This window comes from Streptomyces sp. NPDC001904 (assembly GCF_040297005.1).
In the GTDB taxonomy this organism is placed as follows: domain Bacteria; phylum Actinomycetota; class Actinomycetes; order Streptomycetales; family Streptomycetaceae; genus Streptomyces.
Genome location: NZ_JBEOYI010000005.1, coordinates 42,542 through 67,278 on the forward strand (window position 1 = coordinate 42,542; position 24,737 = coordinate 67,278).

General features: G+C 72.1%; 23 protein-coding genes. 8 read left to right on the top strand and 15 right to left on the bottom strand.

Annotated features, from left to right (window positions below; all coding sequences use genetic code 11):
• Positions 1 to 3 precede the first annotated feature (3 nt).
• The 3 genes from ABT127_RS09540 to ABT127_RS09550 all read right to left on the bottom strand — a co-directional run bounded on the left by ABT127_RS09540 (position 4) and on the right by ABT127_RS09550 (position 2,230).
• Positions 4 to 1,218 carry an LLM class flavin-dependent oxidoreductase gene (locus tag ABT127_RS09540; protein WP_351446350.1) on the bottom strand — a complete coding sequence of 405 codons (1,215 nt, stop codon included), beginning with the start codon at positions 1,216 to 1,218 and terminating at the stop codon, positions 4 to 6.
• A 113-nt stretch (positions 1,219 to 1,331) separates the two neighbouring features.
• Positions 1,332 to 1,457 (bottom strand): putative leader peptide, encoded by a 126-nt coding sequence (locus ABT127_RS09545; RefSeq protein WP_351446352.1) that lies wholly within the window; start codon positions 1,455 to 1,457, stop codon positions 1,332 to 1,334.
• A 47-nt stretch (positions 1,458 to 1,504) separates the two neighbouring features.
• Positions 1,505 to 2,230 (bottom strand): GNAT family N-acetyltransferase, encoded by a 726-nt coding sequence (locus ABT127_RS09550; RefSeq protein WP_351446354.1) that lies wholly within the window; start codon positions 2,228 to 2,230, stop codon positions 1,505 to 1,507.
• Between the two features lie 145 nt (positions 2,231 to 2,375).
• Here ABT127_RS09550 and ABT127_RS09555 point away from each other — a divergent pair, with 145 nt between their 5' ends.
• The 3 genes from ABT127_RS09555 to ABT127_RS09565 all read left to right on the top strand — a co-directional run bounded on the left by ABT127_RS09555 (position 2,376) and on the right by ABT127_RS09565 (position 7,043).
• A complete protein-coding gene (locus ABT127_RS09555; RefSeq protein WP_351447205.1) occupies positions 2,376 to 3,671 on the top strand; it encodes a sulfite oxidase in 1,296 nt (431 codons plus the stop codon).
• 150 nt (positions 3,672 to 3,821) lie between these two features.
• Complete coding sequence (locus tag ABT127_RS09560) at positions 3,822 to 4,730, top strand: DUF3626 domain-containing protein (protein WP_351446356.1); 909 nt, start codon at positions 3,822 to 3,824, stop codon at positions 4,728 to 4,730.
• 231 nt (positions 4,731 to 4,961) lie between these two features.
• Positions 4,962 to 7,043 (top strand): ATP-binding protein, encoded by a 2,082-nt coding sequence (locus tag ABT127_RS09565; RefSeq protein WP_351446358.1) that lies wholly within the window; start codon positions 4,962 to 4,964, stop codon positions 7,041 to 7,043.
• 53 nt (positions 7,044 to 7,096) lie between these two features.
• Here the strand turns inward: ABT127_RS09565 and ABT127_RS09570 are convergent, their stop codons facing one another.
• From ABT127_RS09570 to ABT127_RS09610, 9 genes are all read right to left on the bottom strand, one after another.
• The gene (locus ABT127_RS09570; RefSeq protein WP_351447208.1) at positions 7,097 to 8,407 is read right to left on the bottom strand and encodes a glycoside hydrolase family 18 protein; all 1,311 of its coding nucleotides are present in this window, start codon (positions 8,405 to 8,407) and stop codon (positions 7,097 to 7,099) included.
• Positions 8,408 to 8,572: 165 nt separating this feature from the next.
• Positions 8,573 to 8,791 (bottom strand): hypothetical protein, encoded by a 219-nt coding sequence (locus tag ABT127_RS09575; RefSeq protein ID WP_351446360.1) that lies wholly within the window; start codon positions 8,789 to 8,791, stop codon positions 8,573 to 8,575.
• Between the two features lie 35 nt (positions 8,792 to 8,826).
• Positions 8,827 to 9,819 (bottom strand): MASE1 domain-containing protein, encoded by a 993-nt coding sequence (locus tag ABT127_RS09580; RefSeq protein ID WP_351446362.1) that lies wholly within the window; start codon positions 9,817 to 9,819, stop codon positions 8,827 to 8,829.
• A gap of 81 nt (positions 9,820 to 9,900) precedes the next feature.
• Positions 9,901 to 10,755, bottom strand: a complete 855-nt coding sequence (locus ABT127_RS09585) for a PP2C family protein-serine/threonine phosphatase (RefSeq protein WP_351446364.1) — start codon at positions 10,753 to 10,755, stop codon at positions 9,901 to 9,903.
• A gap of 79 nt (positions 10,756 to 10,834) precedes the next feature.
• A complete protein-coding gene (locus ABT127_RS09590; protein ID WP_351446366.1) occupies positions 10,835 to 11,425 on the bottom strand; it encodes a hypothetical protein in 591 nt (196 codons plus the stop codon).
• 102 nt (positions 11,426 to 11,527) lie between these two features.
• Positions 11,528 to 13,723, bottom strand: coding sequence for a PI-PLC domain-containing protein (locus tag ABT127_RS09595; protein ID WP_351446368.1), 2,196 nt, complete (start codon positions 13,721 to 13,723; stop codon positions 11,528 to 11,530).
• A 154-nt stretch (positions 13,724 to 13,877) separates the two neighbouring features.
• Positions 13,878 to 15,092 carry a PP2C family protein-serine/threonine phosphatase gene (locus tag ABT127_RS09600; protein ID WP_351446370.1) on the bottom strand — a complete coding sequence of 405 codons (1,215 nt, stop codon included), beginning with the start codon at positions 15,090 to 15,092 and terminating at the stop codon, positions 13,878 to 13,880.
• Positions 15,092 to 16,669, bottom strand: coding sequence for a sensor histidine kinase (locus ABT127_RS09605; RefSeq protein WP_351446372.1), 1,578 nt, complete (start codon positions 16,667 to 16,669; stop codon positions 15,092 to 15,094). Before ABT127_RS09605 ends, ABT127_RS09600 begins: the two co-directional genes overlap by 1 nt.
• Positions 16,670 to 16,801: 132 nt before the next feature.
• A complete protein-coding gene (locus ABT127_RS09610; RefSeq protein ID WP_351446374.1) occupies positions 16,802 to 17,101 on the bottom strand; it encodes a hypothetical protein in 300 nt (99 codons plus the stop codon).
• A gap of 44 nt (positions 17,102 to 17,145) precedes the next feature.
• Between ABT127_RS09610 and ABT127_RS09615 the strand changes: the two genes are divergently transcribed.
• From ABT127_RS09615 to ABT127_RS09635, 5 genes are all read left to right on the top strand, one after another.
• Entirely contained in the window at positions 17,146 to 17,574 is a 429-nt protein-coding gene (locus ABT127_RS09615) for a response regulator (protein ID WP_111661512.1), read from the top strand.
• Positions 17,575 to 17,897: 323 nt separating this feature from the next.
• Entirely contained in the window at positions 17,898 to 18,416 is a 519-nt protein-coding gene (locus ABT127_RS09620; protein WP_111661511.1) for a lytic polysaccharide monooxygenase auxiliary activity family 9 protein, read from the top strand.
• A 136-nt stretch (positions 18,417 to 18,552) separates the two neighbouring features.
• Positions 18,553 to 19,302 carry a chitinase gene (locus ABT127_RS09625; protein WP_351446376.1) on the top strand — a complete coding sequence of 250 codons (750 nt, stop codon included), beginning with the start codon at positions 18,553 to 18,555 and terminating at the stop codon, positions 19,300 to 19,302.
• 98 nt (positions 19,303 to 19,400) lie between these two features.
• Positions 19,401 to 20,648 (top strand): phospholipase D-like domain-containing protein, encoded by a 1,248-nt coding sequence (locus ABT127_RS09630; RefSeq protein ID WP_502971681.1) that lies wholly within the window; start codon positions 19,401 to 19,403, stop codon positions 20,646 to 20,648.
• Between the two features lie 142 nt (positions 20,649 to 20,790).
• Positions 20,791 to 22,002, top strand: coding sequence for an exo-alpha-sialidase (locus ABT127_RS09635; RefSeq protein ID WP_351446380.1), 1,212 nt, complete (start codon positions 20,791 to 20,793; stop codon positions 22,000 to 22,002).
• A 22-nt stretch (positions 22,003 to 22,024) separates the two neighbouring features.
• Here the strand turns inward: ABT127_RS09635 and ABT127_RS09640 are convergent, their stop codons facing one another.
• The 3 genes from ABT127_RS09640 to manD all read right to left on the bottom strand — a co-directional run bounded on the left by ABT127_RS09640 (position 22,025) and on the right by manD (position 24,696).
• A complete protein-coding gene (locus ABT127_RS09640) occupies positions 22,025 to 22,867 on the bottom strand; it encodes a DUF1206 domain-containing protein (protein ID WP_351446382.1) in 843 nt (280 codons plus the stop codon).
• 27 nt (positions 22,868 to 22,894) lie between these two features.
• Positions 22,895 to 23,314 (bottom strand): ATP-binding protein, encoded by a 420-nt coding sequence (locus ABT127_RS09645; RefSeq protein WP_351446384.1) that lies wholly within the window; start codon positions 23,312 to 23,314, stop codon positions 22,895 to 22,897.
• Positions 23,315 to 23,406: 92 nt separating this feature from the next.
• Positions 23,407 to 24,696: a D-mannonate dehydratase ManD gene (gene manD / locus ABT127_RS09650; RefSeq protein WP_351446386.1), complete on the bottom strand. Its 1,290-nt coding sequence runs from the start codon at positions 24,694 to 24,696 to the stop codon at positions 23,407 to 23,409.
• Positions 24,697 to 24,737: the final 41 nt, after the last annotated feature.

Sequence of the window (24,737 nt, forward strand, 5' to 3'; positions counted from 1 at the left end):
GGCTCAGGCGGTGGCGGCGTGCGGGGCGTAGCGGTTGACGGGCCGGCTCAGGCCCAGCAGGCCGCGCAGGGTGTCGGCCTCGTAGGCGGTGCGGAAGGCGCCGCGGCGCTGGAGTTCCGGCACGAGCGTGCGGGTGATCGCCGGGAGGTCGTGTCCGGCGACGGCGGGCCGCAGCCGGAATCCGGTGAGGCCGCCGGTCGCCAACTCCTGCAGCAGGTCGGCGAGTTCGACGGCGGTGCCGGTGAACACGAGCGCGTCGCTGGTGTACGGCTCGCCCGCGAGCGTGTCGAGCCGTTCCTTGCGGGCCCGCGCGGCGCCCGGCTCGTCGTCGAGGAAGACCACGAGGTCGCCGAAGACGTGCAGGGTGTCGTCGGCGCGTCCGGCCGTCCGCTGCTCGGCACGGATCCGGTCGACGGTCGTCCGGGCCTCGGCGGCGTCGTGCGGGGTGATGTAGCCGACGTCGGTGGCGCGGGCCACGAGCCGGTAGGGGACGGTGTCGTGGGCGAGCGCGGTGACGAGCGGCTGCCCCTGGGGCGGGCGGGGCGTGATGGAGGGCCCCTTGACGTTGAAGTGCCGGCCCTCGAAGTCGATGTAGTGCAGTTTGTCGCGGTCGACGAAGCGGCCGGTGGCGGCGTCCCGGATCTCGGCGCCGTCCTCCCAGCTGTCCCACAGCCTGCGGAGCACCTCGACGTAGTCGGCGGCCTCGTCGAAGAGGTCGGTGACCGCCTCCGCGGGGTTCGGCAGGTCGCTCAGTTCGATGCGGGGGACGGTACGGCGGCCGAAGTGGTCGGCCTCGTTCGACCGGGGGGAGATCTGGACGCGCAGTCCCGCGCGGCCGGTGCTGACGTAGTCGAGGGTGGCGATCGCCTTGGAGAGGTGGAACGGCTCGGTGTGGGTGGTGATCACCGTCGGTACGAGGCCGATGTGGCGGGTGAGCGGGGCGACCCGGGAGGCGACGAGGACGGCGTCGAGGCGGCCGCGGACCTGGTCGGTGCGGTCGTCGGGGTCCGGGAACAGGGAGGACTGGGGGCCGAGCCCGTCCTCGATGGTCACGAAGTCGAGCAGCCCGCGCTCGGCCTCCTCGACCAGGCCGGTCCAGTGGGCGGCGGTGAACAGGTCCCGGGGGCGGGCCACCGGCTCGCGCCAGGAGGCGGGGTGCCAGCCGGTGCCGTCCAGGGCGACGGCGAGATGCAAGGGGGAAGCGGGTGTTGAGGACACGAGTGGATGCCTTCCTGGAGGTCCGTGACGAGGACGCCGGGCCCTCGTGCGGGCGGCGGAACGGGATCCCCACCCGGGCGTGCGGGACGGCACGGGGCAGGGGTGGGGGAAGGTCAGGGGCGACAGAGCGCGCCGGCCACGCGCCGCAGGTCGATGTGCGGCCGGGTGTGGAGGCGGACGACGCGGCGCGGGCGCAGGGCCGTCGGACGCGGGGCACGCAGGCGGGGCGGTCGTCGCATGGGCCGCTCCTCCGTCCGCCGCTGTGTGGTGCGGATGCCGTCGTGCGTCACAACGCCTCCGCCGCGCGGGGTGTTCCGGGCGTGCGCACCTGAAGGATGCGGGTCCGGCGGCGCAGGGTGAAGCCGATCGCCTCGTACAGGCGGACGGCCTGGGTGTTGGAAGCGGAGGCGTGCAGGAGCGGAGTGTCGCCGCGGTCGCGGATGCCGGCGGCGACGGCGCGGACCAGCCGGGTGGCCAGTCCCCTGCCGCGGTGTTCCGGGTCGGTGCACACGGCGCTGATCTCCGTCCACCCGGGTGGCCTCAGCCGCTCCCCGGCCATGGCGACGAGCCTCCCCCGGTGCCGGATTCCGAGGTAGGTGCCGAGTTCGACGGTGCGGCGCAGGAACGGTCCCGGCCTGGTCCGGGCGACCAGGTCGAGCATGTCGGGCACGTCGTCGGGGCCGAGCAGCACCGCTTCCGGGGCGGGCTCGGCCCGCAGCGCGGTGTCGACGAGTTGCACACCCCGGCCGCCGCCGACCACCTCCCAGCCGGGCGGCACGCTCTCCACTCCCTTGATGCGTACGGTGTTTCCGGGTCCCACGAGCGTGTACAGGTCGGCCCAGGCCGCGGGGTCCGCCGGGTCGGCGAGCGCGGCGTACGCGTAGACGTCGGCCGGGTAGCGGGCGGCTCGGCCCACGCGCTGGGCGAGGTGGGCGTGCGGGCCGGCGAGGGCGGCCCACACCGCGTTGTCCAGCGGGTGGGTGCTCGGGTCGGCCGGCGCTGTCGGGATCACCCGACCATGTGTAACAGGCAGTTGAGGGGTGAATCATTGCAGCTGCATGAAATCCCACCGGCCGGTCTCGTCGTGTGAACACCGTGTTGCGGAAGCGCAGTTGCTATGGGCGGCACGGTGGGGTGCTTCCTACACTCGCCGCGTGATGATCCCCACGGATGTTTCCGAGACGGCGGACACGACCACCGACGAGGCGGCCTACGACCGGCGTCGACTGCGCCAGTGGCTGGCGGGGCGGGCCCGCGCCGACGGTGTGGACCGCCGCGATCTGCTGCGGATGCTCGCGGCGACGGGTCTGGTGGCCGGGGTGCCCACGGCGTTCGCCGCGTCGGCCCGGGCCGCGGTCCCCGCCGCGGCCGCGCCCGGGATCGTGAAGCCGGTCCCCGAGGAGTGGTTCACGGTGCGCGGCACGAACGCGGAGGCGAACTTCGCCTCGTTCGCGGACACCGGACATCACACGCCGATCCCCCGCTTCTTCGTCCGCAACCACACCGCGACCCCTCAACTGGACGTCGACACCTGGACGTTGCGGGTGTGGGGTGACGGGCTCAAGGGCGCGGGCAGGACCTTCACCCTCGACGACCTCACCTCGCTGCCGGCCGTCACCCGGTCCGCCTTCGTCGAGTGCGCGGGCAACGGCCGCAGCCTCTTCACCAGCCAGCAGGGGCAGAGCGTCAGCGGTACGGCCTGGACGCTCGGCGCGATCGGCTCCGCCCGCTGGCGCGGCGCCCGTCTCTCCGACGTGCTGCGCCTCGCGGGTCTGCGACGGTCGGCGGTCGATGTGCTGCCGCGCGGACTCGACGGCGACTACGTCACGGCGGACGGCGCGAACCTGGGGCGCGTACGCCGTCCGCTGCCCGTCGCGAAGGCCCTCGACGACGTCCTGCTCGCCTACGAGATGAACGGTGAGCCTCTGCCGCCCGACCACGGTGCTCCGGTACGGCTGATCGTCCCGTCCTGGATCGGGATCTCGTCGATCAAATGGGTCGGCGACATCCAGGTCTCGGCCGAACCCCTCTTCTCTCCCTGGAACACCGACTTCTACCGCCTGTTCGGCGACGCGTATCCGCCGGAGGGCAGCGCGCCGCTGTCCCGCCAGACCCTCAAGTCCGCCTTCGAGCTTCCCTGGAACGCCGAGCTGGCGGCACGCACCGGTCACCGGCTGACGGGCCGCTCCTGGTCCGGCTCGGGCACCGTCGCCCGGGTCGACGTCAGCACGGACGCGGGCCGCAGCTGGCGGCGCGCCCGGCTCCACGACACCGCGCGCCGCGCCGACTGGGTGCGCTGGTCCGTGCCCTGGCGCCCCACGGCCACCGGCCCGACGACGCTCCTGGCCAGGGCCACCGACACGACAGGACGCACGCAGCCGGCGACCACCGCGTACAACACGCAGGGCTATCTGTTCGACGCGGTGGTGCGGCACCCCGTCACGGTCGTCTGACGAGCCGCGTCCCCGGCGGCCCTTGGTCCCCAAGTCCCGGACGGCGGGACGATCTGGCGCATGGTCGGGTTGGTTCGCCACCGCGCGGCAACGGGCTGTCGGTGAACAATCCGCGTGCACCGGTCGATCAGAGTGGGGAACACTGCGCTGATGAGCTCCGCAGCCTCTCAAACAGCGCAGGAGCGGGCCCTTCGGCATGTCACGGAACTGGCGTCGGGCCCGCCGATGGACCCGGCATTGCGGGTGACCCTGAACTTCCACCCGGACCGTCTGCTGCACGGCAAGCCGATCCTGGACGCCATGGCCGAGGGCGGCGTCTACCACTCACAGTTCGTCACCGGGACCAGCAACGGCGGCCTGACCGCGCATCCAGGCGGCGACCGGTGGCGCTGGGAGAGCAGGATCTTCGGCGGGGCGTACGACGGAGCGACCGCTCATGAGCGGCCCGTCTACGGGGCGTTGAACTTCCGCCGCAAGCCGGTCGGCGGGGCGCCGCGGTTCGGCTCGGCCCACTTCCGGCTGACGGCCCAGGCGCTGACGAGGAGCACGTTCTGCTACCCGGACAGCTTCTTTGAACCGTCGAATTTCGGTGTTGCGGACCGCATGGGGCTCATCGAAATCGCCTGTGCCGATCGTCAGGACGAGCTTGACGACTACGTCGAGGCGCAGGTGCACGGGGCGGTCCGGCCGGACTGTCATGTCGAGGCACTGGTGCTGGACCCCTGCTACCGGGGCACGACGGTCGAGGACGCGGCTCTGCGTCTTGGCTGCCCGGTGGAGTGGCACCCCGGCTTCCGACTTGGCGTTGAAGGACTCCGGCGTCACCCCGACTACCGCGGTCAGGAATACGTCGACCTGGGCACGCGGATGGCGGTCGACGGCGTCCTCGATCCCCGGATCGTCGGAGTCGCTGCACGCAGCGGCCTCTATGACCTCCAAGCGGTCAAGAAGGTGTGGCACTACCTGGCCCGATTCGGGTCTCCCTGCCTTTGCGGGCGATGCGATGACGCATGCCGTGGCTGCGGTGCCATCAGCGCAGGGTGTCGTGCCAAGCCGTGAGGCACCCCGCGGCCGGTAGGCGCTGCGTCCCAGTGCCTACCGGCCGCCGCGCTCCGCCGTGCGCACCGTCCTCGACTGCCGGGCCGTTGGCACGCTCGGTGACCGCACCTTTGCCGACGAAGCCGTCATGCCCAGGCCGGATTTCCACTCCTCCAGACAGCTGCCCCCGTTCCGTCCCCGCCTTCCGAAGAGTTGGGGACATGCAGACCGACCTGTGGGGAGAATCGAGCTGTGCTGATCAACCTGCCGAGTGAGACCACGCCGTGCCTGGGCCGGGCCGCCGAGCTGGCCGAGCTGCGGCAACTGCTGCGCGAGCCGGGGCTCGTGACCGTGACCGGCGGGGCCGGCATGGGGAAGTCACGGCTGGCGCTCCGGAGTGCGCGCGAGGGCGACTGGGCCGGTTTCGACGCGGTGTGCTGGGCCGATCTGTGGCCGGTCCAGAACGACGCTCTGTTGTCCGCATCGGTCGCGGACGCCCTCAGGCTGTCCGACCACACCTCACGCACACTGGTCGAGGCGCTGTGCGACTGGCTCGGGAACCGGCGCGTCCTGCTGGTCCTCGACTCCTGCGAGCACCTGGTGGCGGCCACGAGGTCCCTCGTGGCGGACCTGCTGACGGTGTGTCCCCGGCTGACGGTGCTGGTCACGAGCCGGGAGGCGCTGGGCATGGCGGGCGAGGCGGTGGTCGAACTGGGGCCGCTCGACCCGGCGGCCGAGGGCTTCGCCCTCTTCGAGGCCCGGGCCACCGCGGCGGGCCGCCCGCTGCGCGACACCACGGAACGGCAGCTGGCTCAGCGGCTGAGCACCCGACTGGAGGGGGTGCCGCTCGCCCTCGAACTGGCGGCCGGTCTGCTGCGGCACCGGACGCTCCAGGAGGCGTGGGACCTGACCGAGGAGAAACCGGAGGCACTGGACCGGCAGGAGCCGGGGCCCCACCCGTCGCGGCACAGCGCGTTGCGTACGGCGGTGGGGTGGAGCCACGAGCTGTGCCGTCCGGTGGAACGGCTGCTGTGGGCACGCCTCGCGGTGTTCCCCGGCTCCTTCGACGCCGACCTCGCGGCCCTGGTGTGCCTCGGCGGACCCCTGACGGCCGACACGCTGCGCGAGGCGCTGACCGGGCTGGTGCGCAAGTCCGTGGTGGTCCTGCACGACGGCCGGTACCGGATGCTGGACTCGGTGCGCGCCTACGGCCGCATGTGGCTGCGGGAGCTGGACGAGGAACAGACCGTCGCGGCGCGGCACGCCGCCGCGATGCTGGACACGAGCCGGCGCGCGAACGAGGGCTGGCTCGGCGCCGAGCAGCAGAACTGGTACGCGCGGATGCGGGACCTGTTCCACGACGTGTGTCTGGCGACGCGTCATCTGATCGACGCGGAGGATTCCACCGCCCTCGAACTCATCGGCAACACCGCGTTCTTCTGGGTCTGTTCGGGTCATCTGCACGAGGTGGCCTACTACGCGCAGCTCGCCCTCGAAGTGGCTCCCGCCGACGATCCGCGGCGGGTCCGCGCCCTGTGGACGCTGGGCCTTGCCCGGATCCTGCAGAGCGACCACGTGACGGGCCGGACGCACGCGCGGGCGAGCCTGCGGGAGGCCTTCGCCACGGGCGACACCGAGGGCGTACGGCAGGCCGCCTACCTCGAAGGGCTGGCCGCGCTGCTCGACGGCGAGCCGATCACGGCGCTGAGCCGCGCCGACGAGGCGCTGCGGGCGGGGGTACCGGCCCCGCGCGACGCAGCCGACCGTTCGGCGGCCGCCCCCCGCGCGGACCCGGCCCGGCCGACGCTCACGTTCGGACTGATGCTGTGCGGCCTCGTCCGCGTCTTCGCCCTCACCGGTGCCGGGCGTCTCGACCAGGCACGGCGGGAAGCCCTGGCCCAGCGCGAGGTCTGCGTGGACCTGCGGGAGTACTGGACCCGTTCCTATCTGGACTACCAGCTCGCCCTGATCGCCCTGCTCGAGGAACGTCACCGGGAAGCGGCCGGCCACGCGCGCGACATGCTCGACGCGAAGCAGCGCATCGGCGACCAGTTCGGCATCGCCATGGGGCTCGATCTGCTCGCCACGAGCTGGTGCGCCCAGGAGGATCCGGAACGGGCGGTCGTCGCGATCGCGGCGAGCGACCGGTTCTGGAGCGCCGTCGGCCTGCTCCGCCGCGGCACGCCCGAAGTGCTCCCGATGTGCGCGCTGACCCGGGCCAGGACCCGGGCGCTGCTGGGCAGTTCGGCGTACGAGGAGCGGGTGCGCAGGGCGCAGTCGATGGCCCCTGAGTCGTTGTTGCACACAGTGCTGGAGCAGCAGCGGACCCGCTGACCCGGAAACCGCGACGCGGGGCGGCCCGTCCAGGGGCCGCCCCGCGTGCGTTGTCAGTGCCCGAGGGCCCGGTCGACGGTCCGTACGAGTTCCCCGTCCGGGGTGTCGCCGTCCAGGGACCAGAACATCGCGCCGCCGAGGCCCTTGGCCCTGACGTAGCGGGACTTCTGCGCGAGCACCTGCGGATCGTCGTACGTCCACAGGGTCGTGCCGTCGAAGAGCCAGGCGTCGCCGCCGCGCGGATCGCGGTGGAGACGGTACGTGCCCGAGTCCGCCAGCGCCTTCAACTCCTTGTAGTCCGCGTAGCCGTTGGCCCACTTCGCCGGGGCGGGCGCCGTGGCGGGCTGCCCCATGCCGTCGCCGCCGCCGCTGACCCCGGTCCAGCCCTGCCCGTAGAACGGCATGCCGACGACGAGCTTGCGGGCGGGGGCGCCGCGCCGCAGCCACGCCTCGACCGTGCCGTCGACGCTGAAGTCGTTCCGGGCGCGGAGGGCGGACTGCTGGGCCGTCGTCTTCTCGCCGCTGACGTGGAAGTCGTAGCCCTGGAGATTGACGAAGTCGAAGTCCCTCATGATCTTGGAGACCTCGAACCCGGCGTCGATCTTGGCGGGTGCCGTCGGGACGAACGCGGACAGCTCGTAGTGCCGGTGCCGGGTGCGGCCGTAGGCGTCGAGCTGACGGCGGAACTCCGCGACGAGCGCGGTGAAGTTCCGCTTGTCCTCCGGGCGGTACACGGTGTCGGTGTCGCCCTCGGAGCCGGGCCACTCCCAGTCGAGGTCGACGCCGTCGAACACACCCGCCGCGGCTCCGGCGCCGCCGCGGACGCCGTCCTGCGGCAGGTTGCCCTTGAGGTAGAGGTCGACGCAGGAGGAGACGAGTGCCTTGCGGGCGGCGGGAGTCCGGACCGAGTCCGAGAAGTTCGTGGACCAGGACCAGCCGCCCAGCGAGATCATCACCTTGAGGCCGGGGTGCGCGGCCTTCAGCTCCCGCAGCTGGTTGAAGTTGCCCGCGAGGGCCTGGGTGTCGGTGTCGGCGACACCGTCCACCGAGTTCTCGGCGTCCAGCGGACGCTGGTAGTCGGCCCAGGGGTCGGACTCGCCGGGGACGTTGCCCATGAGGCACTTGCCGTCGGTGCCGATGTTGCCGAACGCGTAGTTGATGTGGGTGAGCCGGGCGGCGGCGCCGCTGCGGTCCAGGTCCTGGACCTGGAAGTCCCGCCCGTAGACGCCCCATTGGGTGAAGTAGCCGACGCGGCGGGCGGTGTCGTGGTGGCCGCCGTGGGCGGACGCGGCTGGGGCGACCACGCCGAGCAGCGAGAGCGAGGTGACGGCGACAGCCGTCCGGGACAGAAGTCTTCGGCGCAGGCGTGAACGCAGGCGTAGGCGCATGACAGAGCTCATTCCTGTGAGGCGTGGTGCACGTGCCGTACGGAACAGTTGACTGAACGGTGGACTTGCCTGCACGCGAAACTATTGGTCTGGACCATCCAGGTCAAGGGTTCGGAAAAGCCCGGCCCGCGCCGAAGGCGACTACCGCAGGTCGAGGGTGTCCGCCGCGGTGACCAGGCGGCGCAGCTCCTGCTCGCTCCAGCCGGTCAGCTCCGACACCTGCGCCCAGTCCTCCGGGGTGGCATCCTCGGCGCGCAGTGCGGCGGCCGCCTCGGCCTCCAGGTCCGTGCGGGCCGCGTCCAGCGCGGCGACCGCGTCCTGGTACCTCTGAAGGGCGAGTTCCATCTTGGCGACGTCCATCGCCGCATTGTGCACCACCGCGGGCCGCCCCGTGCTCACTCCCGGGGTGGAGTCGGTGCCTGGCCCGGCGGACCGAACTCGCCGTCCTGCCCCCGCTGACCTGCCACGCCCGGCAGGTTCTCGCCCGCGGTGAGGTGTTCCAGCACCTCGGCGAGTTCGTCGCAGGCTCGCTGGACCGAGCGACGTGTGGTGCGCTGCTCGGTGACGAGGGAGGACAGCAGGAGGGCGGTGAGCGCGACGGCGCCGTTGAACGCCCCGAGCTTCGCCATGACCTCGAGACCGGTCTGCTGGACGAACGCGCCGTTTCCCGTGTTCGCCTCGAAGGTGGCCAGGACGGACGCGAACAGGGCGCACGACAGGCTGCCGATCAGCTCGAACCGCAGAGCGGCCCAGACGAGGAGCGGGAAGACGAGGAAGAGCAGGCTGACCGGGCTGAGCGCGGCGAGCGGGACGAGGACGGCGGCCGTGACGACCAGGCACAGCGCCTCCTTCCACCGCCGGACCCGGAACCGCTCCTTCGGTCCGAGGAGCAGCAGGAGCAGCGGGGTGACGAGCAGGACGCCCATGGTGTCGCCCACCCACCAGGCCAGCCACACGGTCCAGAAGTCCCCCGTGTCCAGGGCTCCGCTCAGTACCTGCACACCGGCGCCCGCCGTCGAGCTGATGACCATCGCGCAGAGTCCGGCGGAGACCAGGGCCAGACCGTCTCTCAGGCGGGAGATGTCGGGCCGGAAGCCGATCCGGCGCAGCAGGAGGACGGCGCAGAGCGGCGCGAGGGTGTTCCCGGCGACGTTGACCAGGGTGGTGGCCTGGGGCGTGGTGAGGGAGGCGATGACCAGGAGGGAGCCGAGGGCGATGCCGGGCCAGACCCGCAGGCCGAGGACCACCAGGGCCGCGACGGCGACGCCGGTGGGTGGCCAGATGGGCGTGACCACGATGCCCTCGATGGTGAGCCGGCCGAGCAGGCCGAGCCGCCCCGACAGGTAGTAGACGGCGGCGACGAGCAGCGTCGTGAGGGCGGTCCCCACGGGCCGTCGTAACCATCGGCTGTCCACCACACAGCCATCAGACACCGGCGCGGGCTCCTCGGCCACCGGCGCCGCGTCCGATCAGGCGGGTGGCGCCTCCGCCGGCCGCCGCCACCGGGTGCCGACGTCGTAGCCGACGACGAGGACGGCCGCGTCGTCCTCGTGTCCCACCGTGTCCGCCAGTTTCATGACGGCCCCGGCGAGGGCGTCGATGCTCATGCCGGCGACGACGGCGATCTCGGCGAGCCGGGTGACCTGGGCCAGGCCGTCGTCGAGGCTCAGCGCCGGGCCCTCCACCACGCCGTCGGTGAGGAGCACGAAGACGCCGCCCTCGGTGAGCCGGTGGCGGGCGACGGGGAACGTGGCGCCCTGGAGCACGCCGAGCGGCGGCCCGCCCTCCCTGTCGTCGACTCCGGAGCGGCCGTCGGCGCTCGCCCAGATGTGCGGGATGTGGCCGGCCCGCGCGCAGTCCAGGATCCCGGTGCGGGGATCGAGGCGCATGAAGGTGCAGGTGGCGAAGAGATCGGCGTCGAGGGAGACGAGCAGGTCGTTCGTCCGGGCGAGCAGTTCGCCCGGGTCCGCGGTGACCGAGGCCAGGGCGCGCAGGGCCACCCGGACCTGTCCCATGAAGGCAGCCGCCTCGATGTTGTGGCCCTGGACGTCACCGATGGACATTCCGATGCTGCCGTCCGGAAGGGTGAAGGCGTCGTACCAGTCGCCGCCGACGTTGAGCCCGTGGGTGGCCGGGGTGTATCCCACACCGACCCGGATGCCGGGCGGGTGCGGGAGGTCGCGGGGCAGCATGCCCCGCTGCAGCTCCACCGCGAGCTCGACGCGGGAGCGCTGGATCGCCGCCAGCTCGCGGGCCCGTGCCGTCATCGTCCCGAGCCGGTCGAGCAACTCCTCGCCGTCGTCGACCGACCTGCTGCGGAACATGGCTCGCTCTCCGGTTGCCTGGCTGCTCCTCCAGCGTGCCCGCAGTCGGCGCGGGCCGCACCCCGGCGGCCCGGGTGCGTCAGGACGTGCGGTGCGGCGGCCCGGCGACGGGCTCGTGCGCCGGCGGGGTGCCGTCCGTCGCCGGGGACCCGATGCCGGAGGGCGCGCGGCCCAGTGCGGCGTCCATGGTGTGCAGCCGGCGGATCTGGAGGCTGCTGACGTACGGCATCCAGGAGAGGAACACCACGGTCACGGTCGCGAGCCCGATCGTCTGCCGGGGACCCGCCGTGAAGGCCGTCAGGACGGTGGTCCCCACGAACAGGACCGTCAGGAAGGCGAGCGCGGCCTTGCGGTGCCGGGTCCGGTGCAGGCGCTGGTCGACCAGCCTGCGCATGGCCTGCCGCTCGCCGGGGTCCGAGGGAACGTCGCCGGTGCGCAGCCGCCGGTCGAGGGAGACCAGGCCGTCCGTGGTCCCGGCGGTCCGCCGCTCCCTGCGCCGCAGGACCAGCGCCACGCAGCCGCCGCCGACGGACATGACCGCGGTGCGCACCAGGACGGCACCGAACGAGCCCTGCGGGTAGAGCAGTTGGACGAGCACGGCACCCGCGACCACTCCCAGCAGGAGCTGCACCCAGAAATGCCTGGCCAGAAAGACGTGGACGCGTTCCATGGGCCCTCTCCTCGGTTCGGCTGCGGGGTCCCACCCGGATTCCCCTGTCACCGGCGGGTACGCGGCGGCCGGGCCACGGGATGCGGAGCCGAGCGGTCCGGGTCAGCCCGTCGCGCGCTCCTCGTTGAGCGCGCGGACGGCGCCCGCGGCGTCGCCGATGGTGGCGTAGTCGACGGCGACGAAGGTGACCGGGTGGCCGCGCTCGCGCTCGCACCGGTGGACCCGGTTGAGGACGAAGCGGCGGGAGTTGACCGTGCCCGCGTCCAGGCGGCTGCCGCCGTTGTCGGTGATGAAGTGGTTGAGCAGGAACAGGCGCTTGCCGGTGCCGCCGCGGTGCGGGGAGCAGGTCATCCGGTCCGGGGAGCGGAACGCGAACGGGGTCTCCATGCCGTACCGGTAGAAGTTCCGGTACCAGGCGGCCGGGCCGTCGGCGTCCTCGGCGAACACGACGAGCCGCCGGCCGCTGTCGATCATCTCCCCGAGGGTCGGCCAGGGGTGGTCGGGGTCGGCGTCGGGGGTGAACAGCAGCGGGTCGAGGCCCGCCTCGTGGAAGGCCCGCTCGGTGTCGCTCGCGCTGATCTCGTCCTGCACGATGAAGGTGACGACGTCCGTGGGGTGCTGCCGCATCCAGGCGCCGATCTTCCGCAGTTCCGGGACGAGTGCGACGGCGCCCGCCCGGCACACGGCATGGCACAGCCACAGTCCCTCGCGGGGCGGGTTGATCGTGTTGACGGCCCGCTGGACGAGCTGTTTCTGCTCGGCCGTGAAGTCGGACTCGTCGAGGCGCGCGGTGATCTCCTCGGGGCGTTCCCAGCGGTAGGTGTCGAGCTGCAGGGCGCGTACGCCGTCGTTGAGCTGAGCGGTGATGTCCGGGTCCTGGAGCGGCCCGATGAAGCGGTCGACGGTCGTCGCCATCGCGTTGTGCGCCGTCAGCTGGGCCACCTCGTCGTAGGGGCGGTCGCACAGCGTGGCGGAGCCCTGGCACAGGCGCGGGGCGGAGGCGGCGGTGAGCAGCGGGGTCACGACGATGCCCGCCACGGCCAGCGCGGCCGCGCCGAGCCCAATCGCGGGCGTCCGCCAGGACCCGGTGGTGTGGGTCCGGCGCCGGTCGAGGAGGCGCCCGGTGACGGCGAGCAGTGCGGCGGCGGCCACGGCGACCAGGACCGTGAGCAGGACGGTGTCGACCAGCATGCCGTGGGCGCGGTCCTGCACGTCGTCGACGAGGCGGCTCAGGGACGGCGGCCAGGACGCGGAGGGGCTGACGAGCCGCCCGTCGCCGAGCAGTTCCCAGACGCCGACGGCGGCGGCGACCAGGGCGGCGCCGCCGAGCAGCGGCCGGGCCAGCCCCAGGAGCCTGCGGCCGGGGCGCTCCGGGCCGGTGATCCACAGCGCGACCAGGCACAGCGCGAGCACCGCCGCGGCCAGGGCCTCGACCAGGCCGAGCCCCACCGAGGTGTAGGGGCGGATGTCGTGCACGGCCCGCAGATCGTCGCCGGACGCGGCGAGCACCGTGGCGGGGTCCCAGGTGCCGCCGTCCAGACTCTCCTGGAGTCGCCGGACGGCAGAACTCGAGCGGTCGGTCTGCGCGGACGCGGCGACCGCCGCCAGCGCGGTGGCCACGTCGCCGTCGGCCAGCGCGGTCTCCACCTCGCCGCGCAGGACCTGCCGCTGGTCCGCGGGGGCGACGGCGAGGAGCGCGGTGGTCACCGCCGCCGCCTGGCCCTCGGTCAGCGACAGCTGGGGCACGCCCTTCGGCGCGCGGCCTGCGGCGAGTTCGCGCAGCGCGTCCGAGACGTCGGCGGAGAACCGCGCGAAGTCCGGCTCGGACCGGTTCTGGACGCCGGCCACGAGGTCGCCGAGGTAGATCTGGGCGAGCTGGTCGAGGTTGGCCAGGACCGGCCGCAGGTCGACGGTGAGGTCGAGGGTGTTCCGGCTGCCGTTGAGGTAGCCGACCGTGGCGTCGATCTGCTGCCGCACCAGGGCGCGGACCGTGTCGGGCGGCAGCACCAGTTTGATGTTGGACGTCACCTGTGCCTCGGGGACCGGCAGCTGCGCGAGGAGCTGCCGGGTCGTCGGTGCCGTCCGCGGATCGACCAGGACCTGGTCGTACAGCCGGTCGTAGGCGTGCTCCCGGTCGAGGGCCGAGGCGTAGAAGTCCGGCGCGAGCACGGTGCCGCGCAGGCTCGCCGTCACGATGACGCAGACCGTGGCGAGCAGGGCCCCCACGAAGGCGGCCACGCGCACCGCCCGGCCCGGCCCGGTCCCCGGAGTCGCGGACCTCTCCTCACGGCTCTCCATGGGGCTCACTCCCTCCGCCCGGAGCATGCGCAGGCTCGGCGGCCTTGCTCTCCCGATGATGCTGCCTGCGGGCGCGGCCCGCGTCCCGGGCGGACCGTTTCCGGACGAAAGGGCAGGGCGGAAGAGCGCAAGGGCAAAGGCGTGGGAGGAGGGGTCAGCGCACTCCGGCCCGGGTGCGCTGGGAGGGGACGGCGGGCATCCCGGCCCAGTCGAGCCGCAGGACCGCGAGGTCGTCGGTGTGCCGGCCGGCGTTGCGGACCCGGACCTCGTCGAGGATGCGGTCCAGGTGCGTGCCCGCGTCGGAGTTCGCGCACGCGTCCATGATGGCGATCAGCCGGTCGACGCCGAGCCGCTCGGCGCTCTCGTCGACATGCCCCTCGACCAGGCCGTCCGTGTACAGCAGCAGCGATCCGGAGGGCGGCAGCCGGACGGTGGTGACGGGCCATTTGTGCAGGCCCGGCGCTATGCCGAGGGCCACTCCGTGCTCGATGCCGAGCTCCTGGGAGCGTCCGTGGGAGGTCAGCAGCGGCGCGTGGTGACCGGCGAGATGGAGGGAGGCGGTGCCCGAGTTCCGGTCCACGGTGACCAGGGTGCACGTCGTGAACAGATCGGTGGAGCTGCGCTCGGCGATGTGCATCTGCTCCAGGAGTTCCAGGAGCGCTCCGCCGCGATGGCCGCCCAGGGTCAGGGAGCGCCAGGCGATCCGCAGGCACACGCCGAGCGCGGCGGCGTCCGGGCCGTGTCCGCTGACGTCACCGATGACGGCGTGCACCTGTCCGTCGGCGGTCTCCACGACGTCGAGGAAGTCGCCGCCGAGCAGCGCCTGCTGGCGGCCGGGGAAGTAGCGGCTGGTGGCGACGACGTCGCCGGAGGACAGCATGGGCGCGGGCAGCAGGCCGCGCTCCAGGCGGGCGTTCTCCTCGGCGCGCAGCTTGCCCGCCTGCAGATTGGCGTTGGCCCGCTCGGCCTGCTTGCGGTGCAGGGCGTAGCGCACGGCCCGCTGCAGCAGGTCGGGCTGCACCTTGCCCTTGACCAGGTAGTCCTGGGCGCCGGCGGCCAGCGCCTCGACTCCGGCCTGGGACTCCGCCAGGCCGGTGAGCACGATGACGGCGGCGTCCCCGGCCGCTTCGAGCAGGTCGGTGACGGCGCCGACCCCGGACGCGTCGGGCAGGTGCAGGTCGAGCAGGACGCAGTCGCTGCGCCGCGCGGCGAGCGTCTCGCGTGCCTCACCGAGGGTGCGGCAGTGGACCAGGACGTGGTCGAGGTCGGTGTCGAGCAGCAGTTCCTCGACGAGCAGGGCGTCCCCGGCGTCATCCTCGACCAGCAGGATCCGGCAGGGTGCGGCGGACGTCCCATCGAGCGCTGTCATCAGAGCAGCGATCCTTCGCTGTCGGCCGCCGGGGCGGACGGTTGGAGGGGGAACGTGAAGCTGATCGAGGTGCCGTCGCCGTCGACCGGGTCGACGCCGATGGTGCCTCCGTGGAACTCGACGGTCTTCTTGCACATGGCGAGGCCGATGCCGGTGCCCGGATAGGCCTCGCGGGTGTGCAGCCGCTGGAAGATCACGAAGACCTTCTCGCGGAACTCGGGGGCGATGCCGATGCCATTGTCCCGGACGGTGAAGCGCCACATGTCGTCCTCCTGGCGGACGCTCACGTGGATGTGCGGCGGGCGGTCGGGGGCGCGGAACTTGATGGCGTTGGACAGCAGGTTCTGCCACAGCAGGCCCAGCTGGCCGGCGTCGCCGTCCACGGTCGGCAGTTCGTCGTGCTCGATGCGCGCGCCCGATTCCTCGACGGCCACGCTGAGGGTGGCGATCGCGCCGTTCAGGGAGTCCTCCAGGGACACGGACCGCTGGTCGTGGACGCGTCCGACCCGGGAGAACATCAGCAGGTCGTTGATGAGGACCTGCATGCGGTTGGCGCCGTCGACGGCGAAGGCGATGTACTGGTCCGCCCGCTCGTCCAGCTTGTCGCCGTAGCGCCGCTGGAGGAGCTGCGTGAAGCTGGAGATCTTCCGCAGGGGTTCCTGGAGGTCGTGCGAGGCCACGTACGCGAACTGCTCCAGCTCCGCGTTGGACCGCCTCAGGTCGTCGGCCTGCTGGTCGAGCTGGGTGCGGGCCTCCTCGCTGCGCGCCAGTTCCTGCACCAGCCGCTCGCGCATCCCGTCGACGTCGTGGGCCAGCTGCTGCAGGTCGGCCGGGCCGGTCGCGGGGACCTGCCGGTCGAAGCGGCCGCGGCCCACGTCGCGTGCGGCGGCGCCGAGGCGGGTCAGCGGGCCGGTCACGCCGCGCCGCAGCCCGTAGAAGATGACGCACATCAGGACGGCGATGACGACGGCGATGGCGATGAACACCAGGTTGCTCAGGCGCTGTGCCGCGTCGAGGTCGTCGCCCGCGCGCGTCCGGGCCGCCAGCAGGTGGTCCTGCTGACGGGAGAGCGAGCCGCGGACGGAGTCGAACAGCTGCTTGCCGTCCCCGGCCCGTTCGGAGGCGGTCCGGACCGCGTCGGCGCCCGACGCCTCGGCGACCGGCCGGGCCAGCTGCCGCTGCCACGTCCCGACGGCGGACCGCACCGCCCGCAGGTCCTTCTCGGCCTCGTCCGACCCGGTGACGAGCCGGTCCAGCTTCTTGAGCGCGGTCTCCTCGTCCGCCCTGCCCTGTGTGTAGGGCGTGAGGAAGTCGCGACGGCCGGTGAGCCCGTAGCCGCGGATGCCGGTCTCCTGGTTGACCAGGGCGGCCTCCAGCCGCACCGCGTTGATCAGTGCCGGGGAACGGTACTGGACGACCTCGTCCGTCAGCCGTGACGTGGTGCTCAGCGACCACGCGCCCAGCGACCCGAGGATCAGCAGCACGACAGCACTGGCGGCGACCCCTGTCGTCAGCCAGCGCCGGGTCGTCCAACGGGCTATGCCCACCGGCTCGCGCCGGCCTCCGCCCACGTCCATGCTCCTGTGCTCCTTCGACCGTCCGAGGCCTGCCGCCGCAGGCAGCGGCGTCGATACGATACGCCAACGACAACAGTTGTTGTCGCGCGTATTCCGCGACGGTACGGTTCGGGCATGCCAGGAAATGATCCGTCACTTCTCCCTGGAAGCCGAACCTTCGAGGAACTGGCCGTCCAGGCGGTCCAGGACCTCGTCGCCGACCTCGTTCCGCAGGTCGGATATCCCTCCGATCACGATCTCCACGGCGAAGCGCCGCGCAGCGCGCTCCGGCGGCTGCGCGTCCTGACCCAGCTCCAGCACGCGGTCAGCAGGCTGGAGGGCGAAGCGGCCCGCGACGCCGCCGCCGCGGGCGCCGGATACCCTCAGATCGGCGAAGCGACACACCTCAGCCGTCAGGGGGCGCGCCGCCGCTGGCCCGGGCTCATCACCCATGACGCCCGTCCGTGCCCCCCACTCGTCCCCCGGAGTACCACACCATGATCGCTGCTCCTCGCTCCTACGACGTCCTGCTCGTCGAGGACGACCTCGCCGACGCCCTGCTGATCCAGGACGCGCTCGCCCAGCACAGCACCCGCAACCTCACGCAGGTCGCCGACGGGCTGGAGGCCCTGGAGTATCTGCGCGATCCGGAGACGGCACTCCCCGACCTCATCGTGCTGGACCTCAACATGCCGCGGATGAACGGGCGGGAGCTGCTGCGCATCCTCAAGGACGACGCCGCCCTGCGCGCCGTCCCGGTGGTCGTGCTGACCACGTCCGCCGCGCCCGACGACGTCACCGACGCCTACCACCAGCACGCCAACGCGTATGTGACGAAGCCGGTCAATCTGGAGGATTTCGAGGCGGCGGTCCGCAGCATCGACACCTTCTACCTGGAGACGGCCACCCAGCTCCCGCGCAGCTGACCGTCCCGCTCGCCGCACCTCGCCCGGCCCCCAGCTCAGCCCGGCTTTCCACCAGCGCCCCCCGTCGCCGTCCCGCGACGGGGGGCGCTGTGCGTCGTGGTCCCGCGGGCGCCGCGGGGACCGACTCGACCTTGACAGGAACACAGCCACTTGTATGGTCTAGGCCAAGCGTCAACGGCCGTTCCGCTTACGGGAGTCGACCCTGCCCCACAGGGCTGACTCCATGTCCCTTCGCGCCTCTTGGCCCCACCCTCGAGAGGCCGTTCCGGACGTGCGCCCCCACATCACGCGCGCTCCGGAAGACCTGAAGTGAAGGAGTAGGCATGCACGCCCGCAAGAAGACGGCCGCCCTCATCGGCGCGGCTCTCGCCCCGGTCCTGGCCCTCAGCCTTCCCGCCGGTTCGGCCAGTGCCCACGGGTACATCTCCTCACCGCCCAGCCGCCAGGCGCAGTGCGCGGCCGGCACGGTGTCCTGCGGTGACATCACCTACGAGCCGCAGAGCGTGGAGGGGCCCAAGGGCCTGACCAGCTGCAGCGGCGGCAACAGCCGCTTCGCGGAACTCGACGACGACTCCAAGGGCTGGGTCGCCACCCCGGTGCAGAGCAGCACGACGTTCGAGTGGAAGCTCACCGCCCAGCACGCGACGAGCACCTGGCAGTACTTCGTCGGCGGCCAGGAGATCGCCGAGTTCAACGACAACGGTGCCAAGCCGGGTGCGACCGTCACCCACCAGGTCGACTTCGGCTCACTGACGGGGCATCAAAAGGTGCTGGCCGTCTGGAACATCGCCGACACCACCAACGCGTTCTACGCCTGCATCGACGTGAACGTCGGCGGCTGACCCCACTCCCCCGCCTCCGTGGTGCCGCGGGCCCTCCCCCCACGGCGCGTCCCCGACCGGGCACGTCACGGCCCCCGGCACCACGGCTTCAACCCCCCCACGCACCCCCACACCTTTCGCCCTTAGGAGCGCACGCATGCGCCATCGCATCCTCGCCCTGCTGACCGCGGCCGGTTCGGCCGCGACCCTCGCCGCACTGACCCTGTCCGCCCCGGCCTTCGCCGAGAAGCCGGCCGCCAAGCCCGCCCAAGGGGTCTCCACGCAGGCGGAGTTCGTCGTCAGCGAGGCGCAGTTCGACCAGATGTTCCCGGGCCGGAACTCCTTCTACACGTACTCCGGGCTGACCGCCGCGCTCGACGCGTACCCGGGGTTCAGCGGAACCGGCAGCGACACCGTCCGCAAGCAGGAGGCCGCCGCCTTCCTCGCCAATGTCAGCCACGAGACCGGTGGCCTGGTCTACGTCGTCGAGCAGAACACCGCCAACTACCCGCATTACTGCGACACTTCGCAGCCATACGGCTGTCCGGCGGGGAACGACAAGTACTACGGCCGCGGCCCGATCCAGCTCAGCTGGAACTTCAACTACAAGGCGGCGGGCGACGCCCTGGGCATCGACCTGCTCAACAACCCCGACCTGGTCCAGAACGACTCGGCCGTCGCCTGGAAGACCGGACTCTGGTACTGGAACACGCAGACCGGACCGGGGACGATGACCCCGCACAACGCCATCGTGAACGGCGCGGGATTCGGCGAGACCATCCGCAGCATCAACGGCAGCATCGAATGCAACGGCGGCAACCCCGCGCAGGTCCAGAGCCGCATCGACAGCTACGAGAAGTTCACGCAGATCCTCGGGGTCGAGCCGGGCGGCAATCTCAGCTGCTGACCCGCCACGGAGGGCCCGGGCAGTGAGAGCCATGACACGTCCCTGACCAGCAATCGGTCATCGAAAGGCTGCGTGAAGGGTTCGTGACGGGGCAGTGGATGTCCTGCCACTGTCCCCGACCCCCGGAGCCCCCCGTGACCGCGAACATCACGGCTCCCACGAGCCCCGCCGCAGCCGCCGACGAGCATCCGCACGACGCCCGTCAGCGGCTGCGGCGGCGCCTGGAGCGCCTCATCGGCATTGCCGCCACCGAAGGCAACGCACTGACGCCACTGCGCAACGGCGACGAGATCTTCCCCGCCATGCTGGAGGCCGTACGCGGCGCCGAGCACACCATCGACATGATGACCTTCGTCTACTGGCGCGGTGACATAGCCCGTGACTTCGCGCACGCCCTCGCCGACCGCGCCCGCGCCGGAGTCCGGGTCCGCCTGCTGCTCGACGGCTTCGGCAGCCGCACCATCGAGGGCGACCTGCTCACGCTGATGGACGAGGCCGGGGTGCAGGTCGCCTGGTTCCGCAAGCCGCTGCACCTCTCCCCCTTCAAGCAGAACCATCGCTGCCACCGCAAGGTCCTGGTCGTCGACGAGACGACGGCGTTCACCGGCGGCGTCGGCATCGCCGAGGAGTGGTGCGGCGACGCGCGCGACCCGAGCGAGTGGCGCGACACCCATGTGCGGGTCAGCGGACCCGCCGTCGACGGGATCTGCGCGGCCTTCGCCCAGAACTGGGCCGAGTGCCACGACGAACTCTTCGACGAGCACGACCGCTTCGTCGACCACGAGTCGAAGGGCGACGCCATCGTCCAGGTCGTGCGCGGCTCGGCCAGTATCGGCTGGCAGGACATGCAGACCCTGCTGCGCGTGGTGATCCAGTCCGCGCAGACGCGGCTGCGCCTGGCCACCGCCTACTTCTCGCCGGACGTGTACTTCGTCGACCTGCTCTGCGCGGCGGCCCGGCGAGGCGTCGAGGTCGAACTGCTGGTGCCGGGACCGCACACGGACAAGCAGGTGAGCCGGATCGCCGGCCGCCACCACTACGCCCGGCTCCTGGAGTGCGGGGTCGTGGTGCGCGAGTACCAGCGGACCATGCTTCACTGCAAGGTCGTCACGGTCGACGGGATCGCGTCGCTGGTCGGCTCCACGAACCTCAACCGGCGCTCCCTGGACCACGACGAGGAAGTCATGCTCGCCGTCCTCGACGAGACCTTCACCGCCACCCTCGACGCCGACTACGAGCAGGACGTCTCGCACAGCATGCGCGTACAGGCCGACCGCTGGGCCGACCGGCCGCTGGCCTTCCGGGCCGCGGAGAAGGCGACCAGGACCATCCAGCACTTCCTGTGAGCGCGGGATCCAGGGCCTCTTGACGGCGCCTCAGCGGCTGAGTACAACGATGTAAATCGACTCGTGTCCCACGAGTCCCGTCCGTACTCCGCACCCCCCACCGCGCCAGGTGCCCCTCCCCCCACGGCTCGCAGGAGGCCCGATGACGTTCCGGCCACGCATCTTCCCCCGCTCCTCGACGGACCGGCCGGCAACGGCCGGTCCGTCGCTGCTTGTCGCGCTCCTGCTCGGTCTGCTGGTCGCCCTGGTCGCGCCGCCGACGACGGCACACGCGGCGACCGGCACGCTCCTGCGCGACGGCACCGGCCTGTATCCGCGGGCTGTGCGCCTGGAGCACAGCGGCGCGGCGAACGGACGCGTGCTGGCGTCCGTGGTCACGTTCAACGGCAACGACGGTCTCGGCGCGATCCACGAGAGCACCGACGGCGGGAAGACCTTCACCGAGGTCGGCGCGGTCGGTGACCCGGAGGCGGCCGGCGGTCGGGGCCTGTGCTGCTCCACCCTCTTCGAACTGCCCCGCGCCGTGGGCCCGCTCCCGGCCGGCACGCTGCTCTGGGCGTCGTCGGTCGGCCAGGACGAGTCCGGCCGCCGGATGGCGATCCGGGTCTTCCGCAGCGATGACATCGGCCGCACCTGGAGCTATCTGTCCACGGTCGCCACGGCCCCGAACGACAAGGGCCTGTGGGAACCGGAGTTCTCCGTCGACGCCGACGGCAACCTCGTGTGCCACTACTCGGACGAGACCGACGGCGTGCACAGCCAGAAGCTGGTGGCGGCCCGTACCGCCGACGGCGTCACCTGGACCGGCCACCACGACACCGTCGCGAGCACGCTCGCCTCGGACCGGCCCGGCATGGCGGTGGTGCGGCGACTCGGCGACGGCTCGTACTTCATGTCGTACGAGATCTGCGCGGCGAGCGGACAGTACGTGTGCGTCGTGCACTACCGCACCTCGTCCGACGGCTGGAACTGGGGCGATCCCGGCCACCTCGGCTACCGTCCCGAGACCGCGGACGGCAAGTACTTCAAGCACGCCCCCACCGTCGGCTGGTCCCCGCTGGCGGGCAGTGCGAGCGGGCGCCTCTTCCTCGTCGGACAGGTGATGTACAACGCGGACGGCTCCCGCGCCGGCGGCAGCGGGAGCACCGTCTGGGTCAACGACGCGGGCGGCTCCGGGACGTGGCGGGAGATCCAGGCCCCGGTGTCGGTGACGTCCACGACCGTCGACTACTGCCCGAACTACAGCTCGGCGCTGCTGCCCTCGGCGGACGGCGGCAATCTCCTGGAGATCGCCACCGACTACGACGGGACCGTGTGCAAGCCGTACTTCGCGTCGGCCACTGTGCCGAACTGACGCCCGGCTCTCCGCGGCCTCGTCAGACCTTGCGCCAGCGGGCGTTCGCCCAGGAGAAGATGCCGAAGGCGGCGAGGCCGACGGAGATCAGCACGAGCAGCCAGGGGCCGGCCGGGGTGTCGGTGAACGAGCGCAGGGTGTCGTCCATGCCCTTGGCCTGCCCGGGCTTGTGCTGGACCGCGGCGGCGACGGCGAACCCGCCCGCGACGGCGAAGACGGTGCCGCGGGACGCGCCCCCGAAGACGCCGAAGACGTCGACGGCCTTGCGTACCTTGGGCGACATCTCGGACATCTTCAGGTGCTTGTGGTACTTGCGCATGACGGCCCGTACGGCGATCCAGACACCCGCGACGGCCACACCGATTCCGACGGCGCCCACGATCCACTGGCCCCCGGGCCAGTCCAGCGCCTTCGCGGTGATGTCCTTCGAGCTCTTGTCGGAACTCCCGCTGCCGCTGGACTTGTCCCCGGCGGCGAAGGAGAGCACGGAGTAGGAGACGAATCCGTAGAAGACGAAACGGCCTGCGGCTATCGCCCGCTTGGTGGGCTTGTCGCCGTCCGGGCCCGCCTGCCCGAACAGCGCCTCGGACAGCCGCCACAGCGCCATGCCGGCCAGCGCGATGCCGAGCACCCAGAGCAGGACCGTGCCGAACGGCTTGTCGGCTATCTCCGCGATGGCTCCACCGCGGTCGGCCTGTTTGCCGCCGCTGTCGGCGAAGGCGATGCGCAGCGCCAGCACGCCGATCAGTACGTAGATGACCCCGCGGGCGACGAAGCCGGCGCGGGCCGCCACCGCGACCGCCTGACTGTTCGCCGCGCGCCGGGCCTGCCCGACGCCTTGGTTGGTGACCGATCCAGTTGCCATGACACCCGGTTGCCCCCGGATGTCCGGTCAACTCCTGGCGGGCGCCGCTTCGTCGCGGCGGACTCCGGCCAGGACAGCGGTGATGGTCTTGCCGTCGTCGTGCCGGTCGATGCTGACGCGCTGCGCCAGGTGCTGGATCATCAGCCAGCCGAAGCCGCCGGGCCGCGCCGGGTCGTAGGGCTGGTCGCCCGGGAGGTGGGCGCTGCGGTCACGGACCCGGATCACCAGATCGCGGTCGTGCACACAAGCACTGAAGCGGGTCATGCCGTCCCCGTGCCGCAGCGCGTTGGAGACCAGTTCGTCGGCCACCAGCATCGCGTCCTCGGACAGCCGTCGCGCCAGCCGCCACGGCACCGCCGCGCACAGCGGCCGGACGGCGGCGCTGGTCTCGGCCCGCGCCTGCGAACAGGTCGTGCGCCCCGCGTCGGGCATGTCGAAGGCGCTCATGGAGAGGCTCCCTCCTGAGGTCTACGGGTGCGTGAGGGTGCGTTCGTCCCCTCCCGACTGCCCAAGCTCCCGGGGGCCACTCCCGCCGGCGGTCACCAGTCGTGGAGGGAGCCGTCGAGCTGGAGCCGGTTCACGGGGAGGTAGGCGGCGGCGTAGGGATGGGCCGCCGCGGCCTCGTCGTCGTAGCCGACGCCCAGACCGGGCTCCTCGCCGGGGGTGAGCAAGCCGTCGGTGAAACGGTAGGCGGGCTGAAACACCTCGTCGGTGGCGCGGGAGTGCTTCATGTACTCCTGGATGCCGAAGTTGGGGATCGCGACGCCCAGGTGCAGGGCGGCCGCAAGACCGACCGGGGAGATGTCCGTGGGGCCGTGGACGCCCGACTTGATCTGGTAGACGGCCGCGTAGTCGAGGATGCGCCGCAGCGCGGTGATGCCTCCGGCGTGGGTGACGGGCGAGCGTACGTAGTCGATGAGCTGTTCCTCGAACAGTTCGCGGTAGTCCCAGATGGTGTTGAAGACCTCGCCGATCGCCAGCGGGGTCGTGGTGTGCTCACGGACGCGGCGCAGCATCGCGGTGTTCTCGGCCGGGGTGACGTCCTCCAGCCAGAACAGGTCGTAGGGCTCCAGGTCCTTGCCGAGCCGGGCCGCCTGGATGGGGGTCAGGCGGTGGTGGGCGTCGTGCAGGAGGGGCAGTTCGGGGCCGAACTCGGCGCGGACCGCCTCGAACACCTTCGGGGCGTGCCGCAGATAGGCGCGGGTGTCCCACTCCTCCTCGACCGGCCGGTTCGCGCGGCGGGCGGGCTCGTGGTCGTAGCGCGAGGTGGCGTCCGCCTCGCCGACCGCGGCGTTGGCGCTGGAGGCGACGCCGTAGACGGAGCCGAGTCCCGGGATGCCGCTCTGCACGCGGATGGCGCGGTAGCCCTGGTCGAGGTGGTCGCGTATCGAGTCGAACAGTTCCTCGAGGTCGGCGCCGCTCGCGTGCCCGTAGGCCAGGCAGCCGCGCCGGCTGCGACCGCCGAGCAACTGGTAGAGGGGCAGGCCGGCGAGCTTGGCCTTGATGTCCCACAGCGCCGTGTCGACCGCCGCGATCGCCGCCATGGTGACGGGACCGCGCCGCCAGTACGCGCCCCGGTAGAGGTACTGCCAGGTGTCCTCGATCGCGTGGGCGTCGCGCCCGATGAGCAGCGGGGTGACATGGTCGTCGAGGTAGGAGGCGACGGCCAGTTCGCGGCCGTTGACGGTCGCGTCGCCGAGTCCGACGACGCCGTCCTCGGTACGCAGGCGCAGCGTCACGAAGTTGCGGCCGGGCGAGGCGACGAGCACCTCGGCAGAGGCGATGCGGGTGGCGGCGTCGCGGGCGACGCCGGGGGCGGGGGTGGACACCAGGACAGCTCCATCGGTCGGGGGTGCGGCGAAGGGCGGAC